General features: G+C 65.4%; 19 protein-coding genes. 10 read left to right on the top strand and 9 right to left on the bottom strand.

Annotated elements, in window-relative coordinates; all coding sequences use genetic code 11:
- Positions 1-203: 203 nt before the first annotated feature.
- The 9 genes from C8K14_RS17835 to C8K14_RS17795 form a co-directional block, all read right to left on the bottom strand.
- Complete coding sequence (locus C8K14_RS17835) at positions 204-1,412, bottom strand: hypothetical protein (RefSeq protein ID WP_107718064.1); 1,209 nt, start codon at positions 1,410-1,412, stop codon at positions 204-206.
- On the bottom strand, positions 1,409-2,821 hold the full coding sequence (locus C8K14_RS17830; protein ID WP_107718062.1) for a DUF2254 domain-containing protein: 1,413 nt from the start codon (positions 2,819-2,821) through the stop codon (positions 1,409-1,411). The genes C8K14_RS17835 and C8K14_RS17830 overlap by 4 nt, the downstream gene beginning before the upstream one ends.
- Entirely contained in the window at positions 2,818-4,095 is a 1,278-nt protein-coding gene (locus C8K14_RS17825; RefSeq protein WP_062788741.1) for a sodium:proton antiporter, read from the bottom strand. The genes C8K14_RS17830 and C8K14_RS17825 overlap by 4 nt, the downstream gene beginning before the upstream one ends.
- Positions 4,092-5,657, bottom strand: a complete 1,566-nt coding sequence (locus tag C8K14_RS17820; RefSeq protein WP_107718060.1) for a DUF389 domain-containing protein — start codon at positions 5,655-5,657, stop codon at positions 4,092-4,094. Before C8K14_RS17820 ends, C8K14_RS17825 begins: the two co-directional genes overlap by 4 nt.
- Before the next feature lie 331 nt (positions 5,658-5,988).
- Entirely contained in the window at positions 5,989-6,741 is a 753-nt protein-coding gene (locus C8K14_RS17815) for a DNA-binding domain-containing protein (protein WP_107718058.1), read from the bottom strand.
- Positions 6,738-7,568 (bottom strand): DUF692 domain-containing protein, encoded by an 831-nt coding sequence (locus C8K14_RS17810; RefSeq protein WP_107718056.1) that lies wholly within the window; start codon positions 7,566-7,568, stop codon positions 6,738-6,740. The genes C8K14_RS17815 and C8K14_RS17810 overlap by 4 nt, the downstream gene beginning before the upstream one ends.
- 76 nt (positions 7,569-7,644) lie before the next feature.
- Positions 7,645-7,911 carry a hypothetical protein gene (locus C8K14_RS17805; RefSeq protein WP_107718099.1) on the bottom strand — a complete coding sequence of 89 codons (267 nt, stop codon included), beginning with the start codon at positions 7,909-7,911 and terminating at the stop codon, positions 7,645-7,647.
- A gap of 87 nt (positions 7,912-7,998) precedes the next feature.
- Positions 7,999-8,640 carry a DUF1109 domain-containing protein gene (locus C8K14_RS17800; protein WP_022677819.1) on the bottom strand — a complete coding sequence of 214 codons (642 nt, stop codon included), beginning with the start codon at positions 8,638-8,640 and terminating at the stop codon, positions 7,999-8,001.
- 1 nt (position 8,641) lies between these two features.
- The gene (locus C8K14_RS17795; protein ID WP_107718054.1) at positions 8,642-9,178 is read right to left on the bottom strand and encodes a sigma-70 family RNA polymerase sigma factor; all 537 of its coding nucleotides are present in this window, start codon (positions 9,176-9,178) and stop codon (positions 8,642-8,644) included.
- A 178-nt stretch (positions 9,179-9,356) separates the two neighbouring features.
- On the opposite strand from C8K14_RS17795, the gene C8K14_RS17790 reads away from it, so the two are divergent.
- The 10 genes from C8K14_RS17790 (at position 9,357) to C8K14_RS17750 (ending at position 19,802) form a co-directional block, all read left to right on the top strand.
- Positions 9,357-9,635, top strand: a complete 279-nt coding sequence (locus tag C8K14_RS17790; RefSeq protein ID WP_022677817.1) for a DUF2282 domain-containing protein — start codon at positions 9,357-9,359, stop codon at positions 9,633-9,635.
- A gap of 92 nt (positions 9,636-9,727) precedes the next feature.
- Positions 9,728-10,219, top strand: coding sequence for a DoxX family protein (locus C8K14_RS17785; RefSeq protein WP_022677816.1), 492 nt, complete (start codon positions 9,728-9,730; stop codon positions 10,217-10,219).
- Between the two features lie 333 nt (positions 10,220-10,552).
- The gene (locus tag C8K14_RS17780) at positions 10,553-11,455 is read left to right on the top strand and encodes a hypothetical protein (RefSeq protein ID WP_108350171.1); all 903 of its coding nucleotides are present in this window, start codon (positions 10,553-10,555) and stop codon (positions 11,453-11,455) included.
- 157 nt (positions 11,456-11,612) lie between these two features.
- The gene (locus tag C8K14_RS17775) at positions 11,613-12,404 is read left to right on the top strand and encodes a hypothetical protein (RefSeq protein ID WP_107718050.1); all 792 of its coding nucleotides are present in this window, start codon (positions 11,613-11,615) and stop codon (positions 12,402-12,404) included.
- A gap of 215 nt (positions 12,405-12,619) precedes the next feature.
- Positions 12,620-13,963 (top strand): APC family permease, encoded by a 1,344-nt coding sequence (locus C8K14_RS17770; protein WP_133726872.1) that lies wholly within the window; start codon positions 12,620-12,622, stop codon positions 13,961-13,963.
- Positions 13,964-14,199: 236 nt separating this feature from the next.
- Entirely contained in the window at positions 14,200-15,189 is a 990-nt protein-coding gene (locus C8K14_RS17765) for a c-type cytochrome (protein WP_158272944.1), read from the top strand.
- A gap of 104 nt (positions 15,190-15,293) precedes the next feature.
- Positions 15,294-15,476, top strand: a complete 183-nt coding sequence (locus tag C8K14_RS22475; RefSeq protein ID WP_133726871.1) for a hypothetical protein — start codon at positions 15,294-15,296, stop codon at positions 15,474-15,476.
- Positions 15,477-16,054: 578 nt separating this feature from the next.
- Positions 16,055-16,483 carry a lysozyme inhibitor LprI family protein gene (locus tag C8K14_RS17760; RefSeq protein WP_107718045.1) on the top strand — a complete coding sequence of 143 codons (429 nt, stop codon included), beginning with the start codon at positions 16,055-16,057 and terminating at the stop codon, positions 16,481-16,483.
- Positions 16,484-16,823: 340 nt separating this feature from the next.
- Entirely contained in the window at positions 16,824-18,020 is a 1,197-nt protein-coding gene (locus tag C8K14_RS17755; RefSeq protein ID WP_233251138.1) for a pyridoxal phosphate-dependent aminotransferase, read from the top strand.
- Positions 18,021-18,044: 24 nt separating this feature from the next.
- Positions 18,045-19,802: a peptidase M61 gene (locus tag C8K14_RS17750; RefSeq protein WP_107718043.1), complete on the top strand. Its 1,758-nt coding sequence runs from the start codon at positions 18,045-18,047 to the stop codon at positions 19,800-19,802.
- Positions 19,803-19,825 lie beyond the last annotated feature (23 nt).

Raw genomic sequence — 19,825 nt, 5'->3', positions numbered from 1 at the left:
GCCCATGGCATCCTTGTTTTGAAGAGGTTGATTGGGTTTCAACCCTTCGCTGGAGCGCTTCGCTGCGTCTTCATTTCAAAGCGCTGCGGAAATGCCAACGGTTATCATCACGAGGCTGGGCATGGCCTTAACGGAATCGGCAATCGCGCGCGTGGGGGGACGCCCACTACGGAGCAGGGAGACGGCGGCCCCGTGGCAGCCCCTCACCCTTCCGCCGGTGCGCCGACCGCCGCTGCGACCAGGCAGACCAGACCGATGGCGCCAAAGCCGATCCGCTGGGCCGCTGTTCCCACGCCATTCCTGATCGAAACGATCAACGCCAGCGCGCATTGCAGCGCATAGAACAGCGCAAAGGCGCGCGATGACAGCGCGACCACCTCGAATGGGTCGGTCAGCCAGACGATGACGATCGCCAGCGCGCCAGCCAGCAGGAAAGCCAGCGGCACGCTGATCTTGCGCCGTGACACCTCGTTGATCAGCCCGCCCGAGCCGATCGAATCTGCCACCGCCGCGCTCAACTGGCTGGCAACCGCGCCGATCAGCACGAACACGCCAAGCGCCGGCGCGATCAGTTCCATGATGTCGAGAATGCCGGCCACCCCCTGGGTGGCCGCAGCGCGTGAAAGGAACGGTGTGAGCAGCGCGATGAATGCGAGGTAGATCGCCGAGGAAATCCATTGCGCATGCCGCATCGTGCGGACCCGCAATGCCGCCGGATAGGCATGGCCGAGATAGCGCGAGGTCTCGAAGCCCTGCACCGTGATCAGCAGGCCGAGCAGCATCGGCACGCTGGCGAACGACAGCCGCGCGGGCGGCAATGCCGCTTGCATCCCGCCGATTGCCCACGCCAGCGCCAGCGCCACGAGCAGGCCGGCGATGATCCCGATCTTGAGTGAGACCGTGCCATGGGCCAGGTGCTCCACCTTGCGCAGGCTGCCCCCCAGGGCCAGCAGCGTCATCAGCACGATCAGCACGGTCACGATGATATTGGCGGCAAGGGGCTGAAGCGCCGGCGCAATGGCGATCGGCTTGAGCGAGAATTCCGCCAGCAGCTTGAGGTAATAGGCGACCGATACCGCATAGGCGAGCGCCAGCACGCCCTGCGTCAGCCGTGCCAGCCAGGCGACGGGATCGTTGAAGCTGGCCCTGGCAAGATAGCTTTCGACATGGACGATGTTGAACCGGATTACCGCGCCCGCCGCATAGGCAATAGCCAGCAGAACGGCCATGGCACCGAGCGCCGCGCTGCCGAACTCGCGCGCAAGCAACGGCCCGCAGATGAGAAAGCCCGATCCGATGATCGACGCCAGGGGCGTGACCGTCGCGCGCCACGTATCGCTACGCGCAAACCGGCCGAAGGTCAGCGCCAGGGTGACGACAAGCGCCACGATCAGGGCAACGGCAACAATCATATGATCCCTTCCATTCGGTCTGCATCGCCCGCGCGGCTGTCTTGCGCGCCAGCATGGACCAAGGCGTTCAGCACACTGTCGGCGCGCGCCACCACGGCATCGCGACATGCGCCATCCAGCGCCTTGGCGGCCAGCGCGCGAAAGGCACGGGCCTGTCTTGCCAGCGTTGCGATAAGCGCGGGATCATCGCAGTTGCGGGCAACATCGCCCAGCGCATCGAGATAGTGCTTTCCGGCGATCATGTCGGCGCTGGCATACTGGGCAAGGGCGCCAAACGCGCGGTCGACAAAACCCTCGAACGTTACTGGCTGCGCGATCAGCCGCAGGCTTCCCTCCGCATCCACGCGCTGGCACGGCGGCAGGCGCCGTCGCGCCAGAGTGGCCAGCGCCGCGCCCAGCCAGTCGAGGCAACTGCTGGCCGTGAATGGATCGTTGACGCCCGGTGACAAGGCGCGCGCGGCAATCTCCACCAGTTCATCGATCAGGAACCGCAGGTCTTGCAGCGCGCTGCGCCGCGAACCAAGCGCGACAGCATGGCGCAGGGCTGTGGCCGCCTGCTCGGTGCAGGCATCGGCCGGCCAAGCCGTCATCAGCACGCTGTGCTTGTGCACGAAATCACCCGGCTGGCGATGCAGGCGGACGACCATGTCGTGCTCCTTGGCCACGGCGATGACGGTGCTTTCGTCGATGAGCTGGATATAGCCCATGCCTTGGCACGCGATCGTGGCGGGTCGGTCCGGGCCGACAACGGGCCTCTCGGCCAACAAGGCAGCGGGCATCGGCATGGCGCTGGCGGGAGTGGCAGACGGGGGCTCGTCCCGAGCCGGAAAGCGTGCCTCGATATCATCGACCAACCGCCCGCCGATCTGTTCGATCACGCTGTTGATGTGGATTTGCATCGGCACATGGTGGATGAAGTAGATCAGCACGGCGATCGAACACAGCACCAGGACCAGGGCGATCAACAGCGCCAGTTGCGGCACGAACGCCGCGACCGCCGAGCCGCCCTCCCCTGCCGAGTGGATCGTGCGCAGCACCACCAGCGAATAGACGAACGTGGCGATGAAGGTGCCGAGGGTAACCTGGTTGCCTCGATCCGACATGAAGTTGCTGAGCAGGCGCGGGCCATACTGCCCCGAGGCATAGACCACTGCCGCGATGGTGACCGAGAAGGTCGTCCCGGCAACGCCGATCATCGAACCACCGATCGCCGACAGCAGGCTGCGCGCGCCATCGGGCCGGGCCGTGTCGAGCCCGGGCAATCCGGTCGTCCATGTCGTCGATCCGGCATGGCTGTCGATCATCACCGTGGTCAAGGCCAGCAGCAGCGCGGCCAGGGCCATGATCGTGGGGACGAACCAATAGCTTTCGCGCAGGGTGTTCGACAGCCGCAGCAGCCGCGCCTTCATGCCGGCGCTCCTTCATCCCTCGCGGTCAGGCGCTGCAACACGCCCTTGATCGTGCCGCCCTGCCCGATGACCGAGAACAGCACGACCAGGTAGGTCGCTGCCAGGATGATCGGGCGCGCCGGGCCATCGGGCAGCCCCAGCGCCAGGGCGATGGATATACCACCGCGCAGCCCGCCCCAGATCAGCGTAACGGGGGCCACCAGACCATAGCGATGCCCAGGACGGATCGCGCACAGTGGGAGGAGCACCGAGATCGAGCGCGCCAGGAGTGCCAGCGGAATGGCAGCAAGGCCCAGGACCACCAGGCGCAGATCTCCCGGAATGGTCACCACTTCCAACCCGATCAGCAGGAACAGCACGGTGTTGAGGATATCGTCGATCAGATCCCAGAACTTGTGCAGATAATCGCGGGTCGTGTCGCTCATCGCATGGGCCACGCCGGCATTGCCGATGATCAGCCCGGCCACGGCCATGGCCACCGGCCCGCTGGCATGGAGCGGCCGCGCAATGGCATAGCCGCCCATCACCACCGCCAAGCTGATCAGCACTTCGACCTTGTAATCGTCGATCGAGCGCATCAGCCGGAACGCGATCCAGCCGATGACCAGCCCGAGCACGACGCCGCCGCCCGCTTCGGTGGCGAACAGGCCGGCGGCATGGCCGAGGGAAAAGGCCTCACCCGAAAGGGCCGATACCAGCAGGATGGTAAAGATGACCACGCCCACGCCATCGTTGAACAGGCTTTCCCCCGCCACCGTCGCCTCGAGCGTGGGCGAGACGTTGGCACGCTTGAGCACGCCCATCACCGAGACCGGATCGGTCGGGCTGATCAGCGCACCGAACACAAAGCACCAGATCGCCGGCAGTTCGAAGCCGATGGCGCGGGCCAGCAGCAGGAAGCCGCCACCAATCAGGGCCGTCGACAGCGCCACACCGATGGTGCTGAGCACGATGATCGGCCAGCGACCGCGCCGCATCTCGTGCCAATCCACATGCAGCGCGCCGGCAAACAGCAGGAACGAGAGCATGCCATCCATCAGCGTGGTGTGGAAATCGATGCCGGCGATGAACCCGACAATATCCCGCGCGAACGCGGCGCCGGGCACGACGCGGGCTATGCCGACGACGAGCAGCGAGGCAATCGCTCCCATGACCGTCAGCCCGATCGAGGCAGGCAATTTGAGGAAGCGATAGTTGCAATAGCCCAGCCCGGCGGCCAGCACGATGAGAATGGCCGCCGCATCGAACGGCGTCAGCGCCACGCCGGCGATCACTGGCCTTCTCCAGCCGACAAGTGGAACCGCTGCCCACCGCCGGGCGCTGGCAGCGCGTTGACGCCTTGCGTCGCCAGCGTTGCTGCGATGGCAAGGGCGCGCCGCTGGGCCAGACTTGGCCGCGCCGGCGTTGTCCCGGCCGGCAGACCCGGCACGCCCAGCGCCGGCACATTCCACCGCCGCGCCGCCCAGGCCGAAGCCAGCACGGCCTCGCGCGCCACGGGGTCCAGCGTGTCGGCATCATTGGCAAAGGCGATCTCGGGCAGCGGGCCTTGCGGTGGCACGATCGCCACGCTCCAGCCATCGGTCTGCGCGGCAGCGCGGGCTTCGAGCACGCGATAGGTAGCAACGGTTGCGCCGGGAAGCGGCATGGCCGCCGCCGTAGCGCGGTGATGATCCCGGTCGATCGTCACGTCGTCGGCCGAAACACCGGTGATCAGCGCGATCATCCGCGCGATCCCGGCTAGGCGCTGTGTCTCCAAGTCCGGCTGATCGCCTGCCTGGCGCAGTTCCTCGCGCTGCGCCTCGATCGCGCCGGCCCCCGGTTCGAGCAAGATCTGGTCGATATTGAGGCGAACCGGGCGCCCGAGTTCCTGTTCGATCGCCTTTTGCAGCACCACGGTCTTCTGCGTCTGCCCGCGCGGCGTGATGACCACCGCGCGAATGACGTTGGGTTCGCGATCGAATGCCACGTCGAGCTGGGTCACGCGCGAAGCGCTGCCGAAGCGCTTGTTCAGCAGCGACCGCACTTCCGAGACGATCAGGGCCTCGCGCGCGATGCGGTTGAGCGCCAGGCCGAGCGGCACGGCCATGGCCACAAAAACCAGCAGCAGCAGGATGGTCTGGGTCCAGCTCTGACGGCTGGAAAGCTGGTGGCCAAAGCCGTAATAGCGCGCCATTGCCGTTGCCGAGAGCGCGATCGTGATGAAGTTGGTGACGAACAGCGCCAATGCGCCGCCCAATACGGGCAGGTTCCACGTTGCCAGGCCATAGCCGACCACGGCAAGCGGGGGCATCAACGCGGTAGCGATCGCCACCCCCACGATGGTTTCGCCCCGCCCGCGAATGATCGCAAAGCTCCCCGCGAGCGCGGCGAACAGGGCGACGCCCAGATCGAACAGATTGGGGCGCGTGCGGGCCACGATCTCCGCCGTGGGGGCCTGCAAGGGCGAGGCCGTGACGATCAGCGCCGTGAATGCCACCGCCGCAACCGCACCGACCGCCAGCGCCAGCAGCGAACGGCGCATTTCGGCAAAATCGAACAGCGCCAGGCTGAACCCGAAGCCCAGGATCGGGCTCATCAGCGGCGAGATCAACATGGCACCGATCACCACCGCCGGAGACGAGAGCAGCAATCCCAGCATCGCGATCCCGGCAGACATCATCGTCATGAAGGCATAGCGCGGTGACCAGCAGCTTTCCGCGAAGATGCGCGCAACGACCGCCTGGTGATCGACCTGCCCCACGACCCGGCGCCGCCACCAGCGGTAAAGCGCCAGTCGGCTCAGCCGCGCGCCCACCCGCATGCCTGTGTTCCGGGCCGGTTCCGTCAATGCTTCCATGCTTGCTCCGCTGTCTGCGCAAAGGCCCGCCGCCACTCCCGAGGGCCGCAGGGCGGCACCCGCGATCGCTTCAACGCCAATCGGCGGCGGTTGATCCGGTGCCACGGCACCGGTGCGGGCCGCAATCGGGATGCAGAGGCCCCTCGGCAAAGCGCGTGGCAAAGCCGGGCAAGAGCACTGGCAAAGTCATGGGTATGCAACACGGGAAACGTCCGGACACGACTGTTGGCCCGCTGGCGGCCCGACCAGCGCAAAAGCCTGCCCGCACCACGTTCTGGCCAGCGAGCACCCGCCCCCTCTATTGCATCACCTTTCCCGCACCGCAATGATTTCAGGCCAGGGCACCGCCATGCAGCAAGCCATCGGCCGCCCATCGCGCCAGCCAGTGACCGGCGATCCCGACACCTTCTGCTTCACCATGCGCGCAAACCAGATGTTGGCACACCTCGGCAAACGACACGCCGGCCAGCAGCCGCGGGGCAAGTTCGGCCTCCGCCGGGTCCAGCGTGCGAAAGCAGGCGGTGTCCCCTTGCCGCCAGACCAGCACAGCGACGGGGTGCGGCATCCTTTCCGCGCGCGGCACGGTGCCGCCAAGAACCAGCGCGGACCAGATCGCCGGCGCATTCGTGCGCAAGGTCACCAGGCGGGCACTGGGCACGCAGCGGAGCACGGCCTTGTCCCAATCGACCTGCCCCAACGCGGCGCTGGGCAGCGGATCGGCATCTGGGCCGACAAAGGCATCGGCCAGCGCCAGTTCCAGTGCGGCGAGGTCGGCCACTTCGGGATCGTCAGGCCATTGCGCGGCCAGGCTTTGCGGGAACAGGGCGGCATAGTGGTCCAGCGACCAGCTATCGGGCGGGCGATCATCGATGCAGCGGGCGGCGCTGGCCTGGAAGTCTTCAGGCCCCAGCCACTGCACCGTTTGCGGAAAGCTCTCATGCAGGCAGGCCATCAACGCCGCGCGATAATTGTTCTGGTAAACCAGCAGTCCGGCTTGGGCCACCGGGCCAAAGCGCGCCGCCGCCCGGTCCGACCCGGTCATCAGCCAGTTGCCGAATTCGGCCTGAAACATGGCCAGCGTCATGCCGCCATCCCGCGCCGTGCCAGGCTCCGGGCCTGGTCGAGTTCGGCCAGCAGGTCAGCCAGCGGCGGGATATTGTCATCGCGCTCGATCATCACCGCGACCGGGCCCAGGCGATCGATGACTTGCGCAAACAGCGTCCATACCGAGGGTGGGACCGGCTGATCATGGGTATCGATCAACAGCGTCTCGCCCTGACTGTGGCCGGCAAGGTGGATCTGCCGCACCCGGTCCAGCGGCACCCCGGCCAGATAGGCGAGCGGGTCGAAGCCATGGTTGATCGCCGAAACGTGGATGTTGTTGAGATCGAGCAGCAGGCCGCAGCCGGTCCGCGCGCAGACCCGTTCGAGGAATTCCCACTCGGCCATGTCGGACTGGGCAAAGGCCAGGTAGCTCGAGGGATTTTCGATCAGCATCGCACGCCCGAGGCACTCCTGGGCGTGGGCCAGGTTGGCGCAGACGATATCGAGCGCTTCGGCGGTATAGGGCAGTGGCAAGAGATCGTGCGCGTTGAAGCCCGGCGTGCGGGACCAGCTCAGGTGGTCTGACACGAACAGCGGCTCGATCTCGTCCACCAGGCCACGCAAGCGCGCCAGGTATGCCGCGTCCAGCCCATGGGCCGAGCCAACGGAGAGCGAGACCCCGTGCAGCGCCACCGGGTAGTGTGCGCGTACCTGGTGCAGGATGCGCCTTGGCCGCCCGCCTGGAACCATGAAGTTCTCGGATATCACCTCGACGAAATCGACCGGGACGGCCGCTTTCAGAAAGTCGGCATAATGCGGTTTGCGCAGGCCGAGGCCGAAACCGGCAAAGCTGGAGTGAGGCACGATCGCTCTCCTCTTGCCTGCGCGCCGCCGCCCACTGGCCGGGGCGGCGGCGCGCAGGCCAGGTTGGGTGCCGCAGCGCTTACTTGGGCTCGGTCAGGCTGCCGCCAGCGGCCTTGCAGGCCTTGACCGACAGAGCCTTGAAACCCTGGCCCTTGCAGTCGTTCTGGCCCTTGCAGTCATGGTTGCCCGACTTGCAGTCCGACGTGCCCTTGCAACTGTTGACGCCATAGCAGTGGACCACGGCAGTGCCGCTCGCTGCCATCGCCGGGGTGGCAACGGCTGCGGCCGACATGGCCACGACAGCGGCGGTGGCAGCAAGGCTCAGACCCGAATTGAGAGTGTTCATCATAGCGCTCCTGGGAAATGCGGTTGCCGAAAGTGGCATGGGGTTATTCGCCAGGGTGCCGGCTGCGGTTACAGCGGCGAAAAAAGATTACCAGCGCAGCAGACGCGGCCCGAGGATGGCGCCGGCAAGCGCCGCCAGGCCAATCCCCAAGGTATACCAGGTCAGCACGAAGATCGCGGACACTTCGGGGCAGTGCAGGCAATAGAGCGTTGCGCCCCACGATCCCGCCGTCAGCCCTGCGGTGGCGCCGGCGGCTCTCAGGCGCGTCGGGGCGAGGCGCCGAAACGACCACAAGAGCCCGCCAAAGATCGGCACCGAGAGCAGGAACACGATCGACGAGCACACGCTCCAGCTTTGCCCCAGCCACATCGCCAGCCATTGGGCGGGCGGAACCCGGCTCATTTCGAACAAGCCGATCGCCACCAGCGAAAGGACCGGGATCGCCATCAGCCACAACCAGCCGAACCGGCCACTATCGGGCCGGGCGAGGCGCGCCGTGGCCAGCGCAGCGCAGATGCCCAGCGACACGGTGTAGCCCCATTTCATCCAGAACGAATAGTGCCGGATGGCCGCGCCAAGCTGCGGATTGAACCCCAGCAGCCAGGCAATCAGCGCCAGCGTGATCACGCCACCAGCGGCAAGACCAATGGCCAGGCGGCGCCCCACGGCATGGCGCGGCACGGGCGTCACCTCGCGCGCCAGGGCATCGATCAGTTGGTCGGTGTTCATCCTACAATTCGCCTCTGATACGGGCCGCGAGCGCTTTCAGGCCGCGATGCACCGACACTTTCACGTCAGATTCCCCCATCCTTTCCCGCGCCGCCGCCTCGTGCGTGCTCAGTCCGTCGAGGCGGGTGGCGCGGATCGCCTGCGACTGCTTGGCCGGCAGCGCGTCCAGCAAGCGGTCGATATCGATCCGCGCGCTGCTGGCCTCCTCGAACCCCTCGGCAACCAGAATGTCGTCCAGCCCCTCGATCGGGCAGGTTCGGCCGCAGCGGCGGAAGTGGTCGACCATCTTGTAGCGCGCGATGGCGAACAGCCAGCCACCGAACGCCCGCTCCCGGTCGAACGTCGCCCGCCGCGTGTGAACGGCAATCAGCGTTTCCTGCACGAGATCGTCGATGTCGTCGCGGCGATCGCGCATGCGGCGGCGGTAAAACGCTTCGAGCACGGGAACGAGCGCGCGCAGCAATTGCGCCTGGCAGGCCGCATCGCCATCCAGACCGCCAATCATCCACGCTTTCAACTGGGCTTCGTTCGCTTGCATGTGGGCTCCCACGCCATGCTTCGCGCCAGACCCGCCGATGGTTACACCGCAAGCGGCCCATCGTCGAAAATATATTCTGTAACCGACCGTCCACCCGCGCCGAAATGCTCCCTGTCGGCCGGGGCAGGAACGCCGCCCGCGCCGCACCTGACCGCCTTCATTCCCAAGGAGCTTGATAATGACCATTACCCAAGCCGCCGCTGCCGTCGCTCTCTCCGTTGCCCTCTCGGCCACCATTGCCGGGGCGAGCGCCCAGGCCGCCGACGCTCCTAAGACCGAGAAGTGCTATGGCGTCGCGCTCGCCGGCAAGAACGACTGCAAGGCCGGTGCCGGCACCAGTTGCGCCGGCACCTCGGTCAAGGACTATCAGGGCAACGCCTGGAAAGCGGTGAAGATCGGCACCTGCACGTCGATCAAGACGCCCCACGGCATGGGCTCGCTCACGCCGCGCGGTTGAACCAGCCCTCTCCACCAAGCGGTGCCCGGACGCTGCCATCCGCACTGTCCGGGCCGCCTTGCCATGTCTGCCGAACGACCAAGGACAAGCCGATGACCACGCTGATCTCGTTTTGCCACCACGCCACCGATCAGGCGCGGCGACTGCTTCCCGAATGGCTGTTGCTGTTGGTGGCGAGGCTGGGCGCGGGCGCCATCTTTTTCCTGTCGGGCCGCGCCAAGGTGGAAGGCTGGTTCACCATCACCGACGGCACGTTCGACCTCTTTGCCAGCGACTATGCGCTGCCGCTCGTGCCACCACACCTCGCCGCCTATGCCGCGACGATTTCGGAGCACCTGTTCTCGCTGCTGCTGTTCCTTGGCCTGTTTACCAGATTGGGGGCGCTGGGCCTGCTGGGCATGACACTGGTGATCGAAGTGTTTGTCTATCCCGATGCCTGGCCCACCCATCTGAGCTGGGCCGGTCTGCTGTTGCCCCTGCTGGCCAAGGGTGGTGGAACCCTGTCCCTCGATCACCTGCTGTGGCCCCGGGTGCCGGTGCCGACCAGCAAGAACACCAATATCCCCGGATCACGCGCCGAATAACTTCTGTGACGTCCACGCATCCTGGCGGCGGTAATCACCCGTGCAAGGATGCTGGAGAGGCGCGATGCGCCTTGAGCGCGATACCAAAGTTGCTATGCCGGAGCTTATCCTGACCTCGGTTCCGGCTAGCATATGATGCCATTCTGCATGTCGATATTCAGGTTGAAACACCTGCTGACCGAGAAGTCGTCAGATCATCCCTCAAGGCTGTTAATGTGCCCGGCGAGAAAACTCCCAGCGAATTCCGCGTTTTCGGGTATCTCTCTGATGATCAGAGCGCCGACTACATCTAAAGCCGATCGCCCTGATCGAGTCTGAGCGCTAGAGGATCAAATGACGGACTTGCTGTCCTGGGATACCGGCGCGATCATTCCGCTGGAAAGTTATGTGCGTCTACGCGCCAATCCAGGCTATCCCAGCGCCATCCGCTGGCTAGCACGGGCAATGCTCGAAAGCGCTGACGCCGACCCCGCTATCGCCGGCATACTCAAGGATGCAGGTCGCAAGGTCGCCGCTTTGTGCACGGCGATGCTTCACGTTTCGGGCGGCATAACCCTGCCGCGCTTGAAGGAGTTGATGACACAGCTTGGGCTCGCTAGCCCCGGCCGGGCGCGCTTGCTTCTTATCTACATGGGCTATCTTCGGTTTATCGAAGTGAGGCCGGCACGTCCCTCGCATTCCCCGGCCGTTTACCTCCCGACCGACAAATTCCTGAATACCTACACCGCTCATCTTCGTCAGGTTGTCGAGGCGACCGCTTGGATTGCACCGGCAGCAAAGCAGGTGGCTGGCGCCTTGGACGATCCCCGCACCTTTCACGCCTTGGTGCGGCACTTGACGCAAGGGTTTCTGGACAGCAGCGCGCAGGGACACGACGTGGACAACTACTTCCAGGTTTTCTCGCATCGTCACGCCGGAGCCCAAATCCTCAACCAGCTTGTGAGCGAAGCGCCGGGCGATAGCTTCCCGCCGACCGGTTCGATCCCTTTTGCAGTTGCTACGGCAGCGCGGCGCTTTCATGTATCCCGCCCCCATATCCGGCGTCTTTTCCAATCCGCCGTAGAGGCACAGCTGATCGAACTAAACGACGGAGCGGTAACTTTTACCGACGCCGGCCAGGACATGATCGAGTGGGTCTTCGCCACGAAGATGATCGTCTATCTCGGAGCCGTTGCCCGCACATTCCGCGACATTAGCGACCAGAAGAATGTAGATCGCGACGGCATCGCCGCCTGAACCTCCATCACGAGCTGATCAAAAATGTTCCATCACCGAAATCACGCCGCTGGGATATCGCTTGGGCAGGCCACAGAAAGACGACGTCGTTAATCGCGTCGAGTGCTCATCCGGCCGCGCAAGCTTATCCTGACGCAATTAACTCGGTGGGGGCTCTATGAAGCACTTCCTTTCAGCAGTCGCGCTCCTCTGTGCGGCGTCGAGCACGTCTGCTGCGGCGCAGAGCGTTTTCAACGGCGAGTGGGTACTCGATCTTTCGTCGGCGCAGCTTTCGAACAAGCCGTTCACGGTGACGGTCAAGGACGGGCAATTCACCTGCGACAGCTGTGTCCCGTCATACACGATCCCTGCGGATGGTGCGTTTCATCCCGTGGCCCGCCAGACCAGCCTTGACGAAGCATCGGTAACGATCATCGACCCCCGCACCATGCGGATGGTCGAGCGCCTCCGTGGCCGGGTGGTGCACGATGAAACCGACGTTGCCTCACCCGATGGCGCGACGCTGACCTACACCGTCGTCATTGGCGGCGCCACCAGCGGGAAGACGACCAAAGAGACCGGAGTCCAGGTTCGCACGGGGACTGCGGATCCCGCCGCACATCTGACATCGGGCGCATGGCGCACCACCACAATCGCCGATCCGAGCGCGGAAAAGACCCGCTTCACTATCACCGTCAACGGCAACGTCATGTCCCAGCGTAACTCCACCGGCCAATCCTTCGCAGCGACGATCGGCGGCGGGTTCGTGCCGATATCCGGCACGGACATACCCGGAGAGGTGTCGGTGACACGCGATGGCCCGCGCACGCTGATCGAGACGTTTCGGCGCCAGGGGCAGATCGGGATCGTACGCACGCTGACCGTGCTCGCAGACGGCAAGACGCTGGCAATCAGCAATGACAACAAACTGCTCGGCTCTGTCGACCGTCTGACCGCGCACAAGAGCTGACCAGAAGGGGTCGCACAATGAGGATCGTCATTGTTGCCGCGGCGGCAAGTGGCAGCTCGCCTCCGCCCCCGATCACCAAGATGAACTGACGACACCGCGGGGGCTGACATGCGCAGGCCGGATTGCATCGAACGCGCAGGATTAAGCGATGCGTCAACAAGCGGTTGGTCCGCGACCTGGTTCGCAAATCAGGCCCAGCCCTGGGGGGTGATCTGGTGTACTCTGTGAAAACCTCATCGGGCCTGCTTCGCGTGCTCGGGACCGCGTTCGCGCTCGCTGTCGGGCTCGGCAATATGGTCGGTAGCGGCATCTTTCGCAGCCCAGGCAATGTGATTGCGCAGACCGGCAGTGTCCGTCTTGCCGTGTTGCTGATCGTCGCGGTGGGGGCGCAGTCGCTGCTGTCGGTAAATCTATGGGCAGAAGTGTCGACTGCCATCGGCTTGTCGGGCGGCAGCGTCGTCGTCGCACGTCGGGCATTTGGCGACACGGCCGCCATGGTGATCGGCTGGACGGACGCGCTAAGCTGTATCGCCGGCACCGCGCAGGCTGCGGCGGGGGCGCCGATCTTTCTGGCGATTGTATGGCCGATCATCGCGCCGGACCCAAGGCTGAGCGCGGCGATTCTTCTGATCGTTTTCTCACTGATCAATTGGCGCGGTGTCGTGACTGGCGAAAGGACGCAGATGACGGCCAGTCTGGTTCAGGCGGCGTTGGTCATCGGAATCATTATCCTGTTGTTCGTCGTTGCCCCGACCGCAGCGCCAGTGGCAGCATTGGTGCCGGCGAAGGCCCCGATCTGGACCGCCGGGGGACTGATCATCGGCTATCAGTTGGTCTACGGCACCTATGTCGGTTGGAACAACGCCGCCTATTTCGCCGAAGAAACCGCCGATCCCGGCCGTACGGTGCCGCGCGCGCTAGGCTGGTCGGTCATTGCCTTCGGCGCGCTGTACGTCGGCATGCTGCTGGGCCTTGGCCACGCCCTGCCGTTGGCGAAGCTTTCGGGCGCGGCATTCCCTGCGCAACTGGCGCTTGGCAGCGCCCTGGGTACAACGGGTATCAGAATTTTGTCGGCCGTGGCGTTCGCCACGCTGGTCGTCTGCATGAACAGCGGGATCATGCCCGGCACGCGCGTCCTGCTCGCGCTCGGCAAGGCATCCTACGCCCCGCGTTTCCTGACCAGCGTCAACGCTGGCGGCACGCCGGATCTTGCGTTGTTGGCATTCGCTGGCGTCGCTGTCCTGTTGGTGCTTACCGGGCGATACGAGACAATCTTCATGCTGATGGGGACTTTGGCGCTGGCAGTGACCGCCGCGATGGACCTGGCGTTCTTTCAGCTGCGGCGGCGCGAGCCAGAGCTCAACCGGCCCTACCGCGCGATAGGCTACCCGTTTCTGCCGGCGCTCGCCCTGTTCATGGACCTGGCAATCCTGCTGATGATCGCGCTGTCCGACATGCGCAGCACGTGCCTTGGGCTGCTGATAGCGGGGGCTGGCGGCATCGTCGCACTTATGCTCTCCTCAGCGCGGCGCGGGCGCGAGCGCGCTGCGGTCTCATAGCAATGAAAGAATGATCCAGCCGAAATCATGCGGAAGGCTCAACGATCAGGGGATCGCTTTGCACCCGCCAAAAAAGTCACGCTCGTTTACGAGCGGCAGTGAGACGTCGTAGAAAGACCTACCATTACCTAGGCGGCGTGGACAAATTCCACATCGCCTAGATCCCGCGAATACGCGCGACTTATCAACCTGCGCAGGCTTGTTATGATTGCGCAACGGTACGGGGCGAAATGAGCATGGCGATGCGCAAGACTCGGCAGCGAGCTCGACCGGGAGTTTTGGCCGCCGCACTCTTGATCTTGGTATCGGCATGCCAACGCGATGCTGACCCGATATCGGCGTTGGCATGGGCCTATCCGCACGGTCCGACGTCGACCTACGGACAGCCGCTGGGGAGGGGGCCGTTTCGTGTGCCTGGCAGCCCGCTCGTCTTATCCCGCGCGCAGATGGAAGCAGCGCCAAGGCCGATCGACTGGCACCCACAAGATCACCCGCCGGCTCCAGCGGTCGTAGGCGGTCCCGAACGGGCCGGGCTCACGCCATGCGCAGAATGCCATTTGCTGAACGGGGCGGGCTTTCCCGCCTCGGCGGATCTGGCCGGCCTCCCAGCCGATTATATCATCGAGCAAGTCACGGCGTTTCGAAACGGCGATCGCCGGTCAGCCGCGCGCGGTCAGCCCAGCACGGCCGAGATGATCAAGGTGGCAAAAGCAGTCTCGCCGACGGAACTCAGACGGGCGGCGACATACTTTTCGCAACTGCCGAGGTCGCGCTGGGTAAAAGTCGTCGAGAGCGCTACGGCGCCGCAGACCTATCCCGACAAATATGGCTGGCTCAATGTCGCTCCAGGCGGAGGAACCGAGCCGATCGGCAACCGCGTTGTCGAATTGTCCAGTGACCTGCAACGCATGATGATCGACGACGATCATGTGGTGATGACCGATTATGCCCCGTTGGGGGCTATCGACAGCGGGAGACGCATCGTCATGACCGGCGGTGGCGGCGGGATGCCGTGCCAGAGCTGTCACGGCGAACGCCTGGAGGGCGTAGGTATGACGCCGCCGATCGCCGGACGGCCAGCCGGCTATGTCGCGCGTACGTTGTGGGATATGCGGACCGGAGCACGTGCCAATCCGGGGGTTGCGCCCATGAAGGTAGTTGCCCGGGGATTGTCCGCAGCAGACGTCAGGGACGTTTCCGCCTACCTTGCCTCACTACAGCCCTAGGCCGTAATGTCGGTGTGGTCACAGTCGTGCTGCCAGGCAGCGAGCACGAACTGGACCGCCCTGGCTTTTCCGAAGGCTCCTGTTTGTGAAAAGGAGCTTTCGTTATGAGCAAGACCCGGAACAAATTTTCGCCTGAGGTGCGCGATCGCGCTGTGCGCATGGTTGGCGGCGCTAGGCATGACATCGGCCGAAGCCAATACCACTACTACAAATCGCTTTCACCCGATGCCAAGCACCTCGATCCAGCCGGTGATCGCTACCGCGCTCTATCATCCCCGCGTAATTGAGCATTCACCGCTGGTCTCGCTCCACGCAGTACTGATGAAGTGCTCCGATGGTTCGGGTGGAGTAAGAGGCGCACAGGCGTTAGCAGGACAGCAGCAAAGACGCGATCGGCAGGGCGATTCGGCAGCATCAAGAACTCGAACCTGCCCAAGATAATTTCTGAGGGTATCGCTTAGGGCATCAAGCAGAAGATCCTCACAAAAAGTGGCGGAATTCAGGCATAAATGGGCGTGAATGGGAGTCCTCTCCTGGCGCCACTTTCTCTCTTGCAAATCTCCCTACACATGCGCTGAATGGCTGGCATCGGCCAGTTTCTCCGCGCTGTTCGCGCAGCGCTATTCTGGCGCGTTCGGTACCAATCGAAAGCCACACAGGTATCCTGATGGGTATCGGCCTCTGCCATTCGGCGGGGCGACGTGCGCTTGAGCACCCTCTTTGCGATTGCGAAGACCAACAGCCGGCGGGCAAGCAGGTCTGGAACGGTTTACACGCCCTATCGCGTTCGAACCGCAGCAAATGCCTCGATCAGTGGGCATCTGCAAAGCTAGAGGTTAGGCAGCAATCGAGAGGAGAGGCCTTGATGGAGATTCGCCAGATCGCGCGCCTGGCCGTTTTCGTTGCCACACCATGCGCTGCCTCTGCCCACGCCGTGGAGCGCGCGGACAAGACCGAAACCGAGCTGCGGCGCTGCCTGGATGGCGCGAGCAACGTATCCACGGCCGGCCAGGTCGGCTGCGAGGTCGCTGCCCGCGACGCCTACGACAAGCGCATGGGCACGGCCTACCGCGCGCTGTTGCACGCCTTGCCCAACGACGCGGCGGGTAAACTGCGCGAGGCGCAGCGCGCGTGGCTGCGCTTTCGTGACGCGCATATCCAGGCAAGCAACGCACTGTTTGCAACGCGACAGGGCACGATGTACGTGCCGATGCAGGCGGCCGACCACACGGCGATCGTCAGGCAACGCGCGATCGAACTGGAAGCGCAACTGCGCATTTTCAGGATCGACTAGTAGGCCGTTAAGGCGGTGATCATGCCGCCCGCGAGGTGGCAGAGAAAAATGGCGGTTACAAAGGCCGCGCCTAACGCGAACAGCCCCATCGTTCGGCATCGAGCCGCAACGTTTCGCGATCACCCAGCAGCCCGGCGTCGCGCCGTTTCGCCTGGCGCCAGGTGAGCGCGCGCTTCTGCCGCGCTCCATCTTGGCCAGCGCCACGCCTGCCGCACGCGGCACTTGCATTGGCGGCATTGACCGGCTTTGCCGCCCTCGCAACAAGGATTATGCGCTGGCGCCCGCGCGGCGGGCACAGATCGCATAACAAGCGCAACGCCTGCCCGATAGGATCGGCGCAATGACCTGCACCGCCCTGCCTGCTGCCACGCCCGATCTGGCCACCCCGCCCGTCGCCCCCGCGCCGATGGCTTATGCCCAATGGGTTGCCGCCGCCGTGGCGCTGGCACGCCAGGCGCCGCGCCCGATCGTGAGCCTGTTCGAAAGCGCGGTGCCCGAACCGCGCGCCTTGCTGCGCCAGGCCGTTCTGGCCACGGTCGAACCCGATTTTTCACCGCGCTATGTCAGCGCCTTTGGTGATGGCAACCCGTTCGTGCGCGCGATGCTGGCGCAAAGCCATGGCGTCGCTATCGACCAGGTGCTGTGCACCACCGGCGCCACGGGCGGCCTCGCCCTGCTCTATCGCGCGCTGCTCCGGCCTGGTGACCGCGTGCTGGTGGAAGTGCCGGGTTTCGATCTGTTTGCCGGCGCAGCGCAAGTGCAGGGGATTGGCGTGGATACGTTCACGCGCCCAGCCCCGCATTTCGGCATCGACGTGGAGCAGGTTGCCGCCGCGCTTCGCCCGGAAACGCGGCTGATCGTGGTGTCTGACCTGCACAATCCCTCGGGCATGGGCATCCCGCGCGATACCCTGGTCGCGCTTGCCCACTTGGCACAGGCACGCGGCGTGCTGCTGGTGGTGGACGAAGTCTATGGCGACTATGCCGACAAGGCCAGCCGCCCCGGCCCGGCCTGCGCGCTTTCGCCGGCGGTGATCAGCCTGTCGAGCCTGACCAAGATTTTCGGCCTGGGCGTGTTGCGCTGTGGCTGGATCGTGGGTGCGCCCGGCGTGATGGCCACCCTGCGCGACTATGCCGCGCGCGCCGAATTCGGGGTTTCGACCCTGTCGCACGCGGTCGCCGCCGAAGTGATGCTGCGCGCCGACGCCTTTGCCGATCACTGGCGCAGCCATGTGGCGCGCGCGCGGCCCCGCTTTGCCGCGTGGTTTGCCCGCATGGTGGATGCCGGACTGATGGCGGGTGAATTGCCCGATGCGGGCTGCATCTGCTTTCCCGCTTTGCCCGGCATTGCCGATACCCGCGCCTTTTCCGAAATGCTGATCGCGCAAAGCGGGGTGATCGTGGCGCCGGGCGAATTCTTTGGCCAGCCCGGACACATCCGTATCGGCTTCTGCCTGCCCGATGCCGAACTTGACGCCGGCCTTGCCGCGCTGGAAGCGGCCCTGCGCCAGGCAGCAGGCAACCGCTTGGCAATCTGACCACGCAACAGGGGATTTCTGCCAATGCCGCGATTGCCCCATTCCCTGGCCGCGTTGCTGGCCGCAGCCGTGCTGCTGCCTGCACCGGCTCGCGCCACTCCGCCCGCGTTGACGGTCACCTTTGCCCCGCGCGCCGATGTGGCCGACCGGGACCGCGTGGGCACGGTGGAGATTACGCTGCGCCTGTCCGGCCTGACCGCCAAGGCTGGTGCGCCGGTGTTGCAATTGCCGCTGGTGGCCAGCAACGTCGATACCGTGGCCAGCCTGCTTGGCCCGCTGCACGCACGCGATGCGGCCGGGCCGCTGCTCTTGCATCCACGCGATGCGGTGCTGGCCGACAGCGCCGATGGCGATGCGGTCAGCGGCGGGCCAGGGCGGGAATGGCTGGCGCCGCGCGCGGTCCGGGGGCCGCTCGTCGTCTCCTATCGCGTGCCTGCCCAGGCCAGCCTGCCACCGCGCGGCCCCGCCCCGCCCTTTGCGTTCAGCGCCGATGGTGGCGCGGTTTCCGCCGCAGGGCAGGTTTTCCTGCTGCTGCCCCCCGGCACCACGCGTTGGCGCGCCACGTTCGGCTTTGATCTGTCGCGCGCGCCCAGGGGCAGCCGCGGCGTCAGCTCGCTGGGCGCAGGAACGGTCACGGCGGCAGAACCACTCGACGCCAGCGCCCTGCGGCAAAGCTTCTTCATGGCCGGTCCGATCGGCACCTGGCCGACGGGTCACGCGCAAGATGGCTTTTTCGGCGCCTGGCAAGGCCGCCCGGCCTTCGATGCCGGCGCCCTGCTGGCGTGGACCGGTGCGCTCCATGGCCATTACCGGCAGATGTTCGGGCAGACCCGGCCCGCGCCCTATGGCGTGTTCCTGCGCTACAACCCGATCAACGCGGGCGGCGGGGTGGGCCTCCACCATGCGTTCGTCACCACGTTCGGCACGGGGCGCGGCGCGGACCTGGCCAGCATCCGCATCACGCTGGCGCACGAAATGTTCCACACGTTCCAGCCCTATGTCACCCGGCCCGGCGGCCTTGAATCCGCGTGGTTCGGCGAAGGACTGGCCACGTTCTACCAGGCGCGCCTGCCGTTCCGCTTTGGCATGATCGATGCCGATGCGTTCCTGCACGATCTGAACTGGACGGCCGCGCGCTATTACACCAGCGCCATGGCCAGCGTGCCCAACGCGCAAGTGCCGGCACGGTTCTGGGCCGATACCCGCATCCGCACCCTGCCCTATGACCGCGGCATGCTCTATTTCGCCACGGTGGACCACGCCCTGCGCCAGAAGAGCGGCGGACGCGAGAATCTCGACACGCTCGTCCTTGCCCTGCTGGCCCGGCAAAAGGCCGGCGCGACCCTCGCCAACGCTGATTGGGAAGACCAGTTGGCCCAGCACCTGGGGCCGCAAGGCGTAGCCGATTTTGGCGCGTTCCTGGATGGCGCCGTGCCGCTGCCGGCGTCCGACGCCTTTGGCCCGTGCTTTGCCCGCACCACCACCCGCCTGCGCCGCTATGAGCTGGGCTTTGCAACGGACGTTCTCGCCGAGCCCAAGCGGGTGGTGCGTGGCCTGGTGACCGGCTCTGCCGCTGCGCTGGCCGGTGTGCGCGATGGCGACGAGATCGTCGATCCGGTGCCGCAGGACGGCATCCAGGGCGAGCAGACGCAGGAACTGACCCTGCGCCTGCGCCGCGATGGCCATGTCTTTACCGTTACTTACCTGCCGCGCGGCGAAACCGTCGATGCCTGGCAGTGGCGGCGCGTGCCGGTTTCTCCCGGCACGGCCTGTGCTCTTTGAGATGCGCCCTTTGCGAAAGGTTG

The organism is Novosphingobium sp. GV079 (assembly GCF_003058045.1).
In the GTDB taxonomy this organism is placed as follows: domain Bacteria; phylum Pseudomonadota; class Alphaproteobacteria; order Sphingomonadales; family Sphingomonadaceae; genus Novosphingobium; species Novosphingobium capsulatum.
This window is presented reverse-complemented; position numbering and strand designations above follow the sequence as displayed.

Excerpts from the sequence above, each read along its gene's own strand:
- C8K14_RS17835 (WP_107718064.1), bottom strand. The coding sequence starts at position 1,412 with ATGATTGTTGCCGTTGCCCTGATCGTGGCGCTTGTCGTCACCCTGGCG.
- C8K14_RS17830 (WP_107718062.1), bottom strand. The coding sequence starts at position 2,821 with ATGAAGGCGCGGCTGCTGCGGCTGTCGAACACCCTGCGCGAAAGCTAT.
- C8K14_RS17820 (WP_107718060.1), bottom strand. The coding sequence starts at position 5,657 with ATGGAAGCATTGACGGAACCGGCCCGGAACACAGGCATGCGGGTGGGC.
- C8K14_RS17815 (WP_107718058.1), bottom strand. The coding sequence starts at position 6,741 with ATGACGCTGGCCATGTTTCAGGCCGAATTCGGCAACTGGCTGATGACC.
- C8K14_RS17805 (WP_107718099.1), bottom strand. The coding sequence starts at position 7,911 with ATGAACACTCTCAATTCGGGTCTGAGCCTTGCTGCCACCGCCGCTGTC.
- C8K14_RS17800 (WP_022677819.1), bottom strand. The coding sequence starts at position 8,640 with ATGAACACCGACCAACTGATCGATGCCCTGGCGCGCGAGGTGACGCCC.
- C8K14_RS17795 (WP_107718054.1), bottom strand. The coding sequence starts at position 9,178 with ATGCAAGCGAACGAAGCCCAGTTGAAAGCGTGGATGATTGGCGGTCTG.
- C8K14_RS17790 (WP_022677817.1), top strand. The coding sequence starts at position 9,357 with ATGACCATTACCCAAGCCGCCGCTGCCGTCGCTCTCTCCGTTGCCCTC.
- C8K14_RS17785 (WP_022677816.1), top strand. The coding sequence starts at position 9,728 with ATGACCACGCTGATCTCGTTTTGCCACCACGCCACCGATCAGGCGCGG.
- C8K14_RS17780 (WP_108350171.1), top strand. The coding sequence starts at position 10,553 with ATGACGGACTTGCTGTCCTGGGATACCGGCGCGATCATTCCGCTGGAA.
- C8K14_RS17775 (WP_107718050.1), top strand. The coding sequence starts at position 11,613 with ATGAAGCACTTCCTTTCAGCAGTCGCGCTCCTCTGTGCGGCGTCGAGC.
- C8K14_RS17765 (WP_158272944.1), top strand. The coding sequence starts at position 14,200 with ATGGCGATGCGCAAGACTCGGCAGCGAGCTCGACCGGGAGTTTTGGCC.
- C8K14_RS22475 (WP_133726871.1), top strand. The coding sequence starts at position 15,294 with ATGAGCAAGACCCGGAACAAATTTTCGCCTGAGGTGCGCGATCGCGCT.
- C8K14_RS17760 (WP_107718045.1), top strand. The coding sequence starts at position 16,055 with ATGGAGATTCGCCAGATCGCGCGCCTGGCCGTTTTCGTTGCCACACCA.
- C8K14_RS17755 (WP_233251138.1), top strand. The coding sequence starts at position 16,824 with ATGACCTGCACCGCCCTGCCTGCTGCCACGCCCGATCTGGCCACCCCG.
- C8K14_RS17750 (WP_107718043.1), top strand. The coding sequence starts at position 18,045 with ATGCCGCGATTGCCCCATTCCCTGGCCGCGTTGCTGGCCGCAGCCGTG.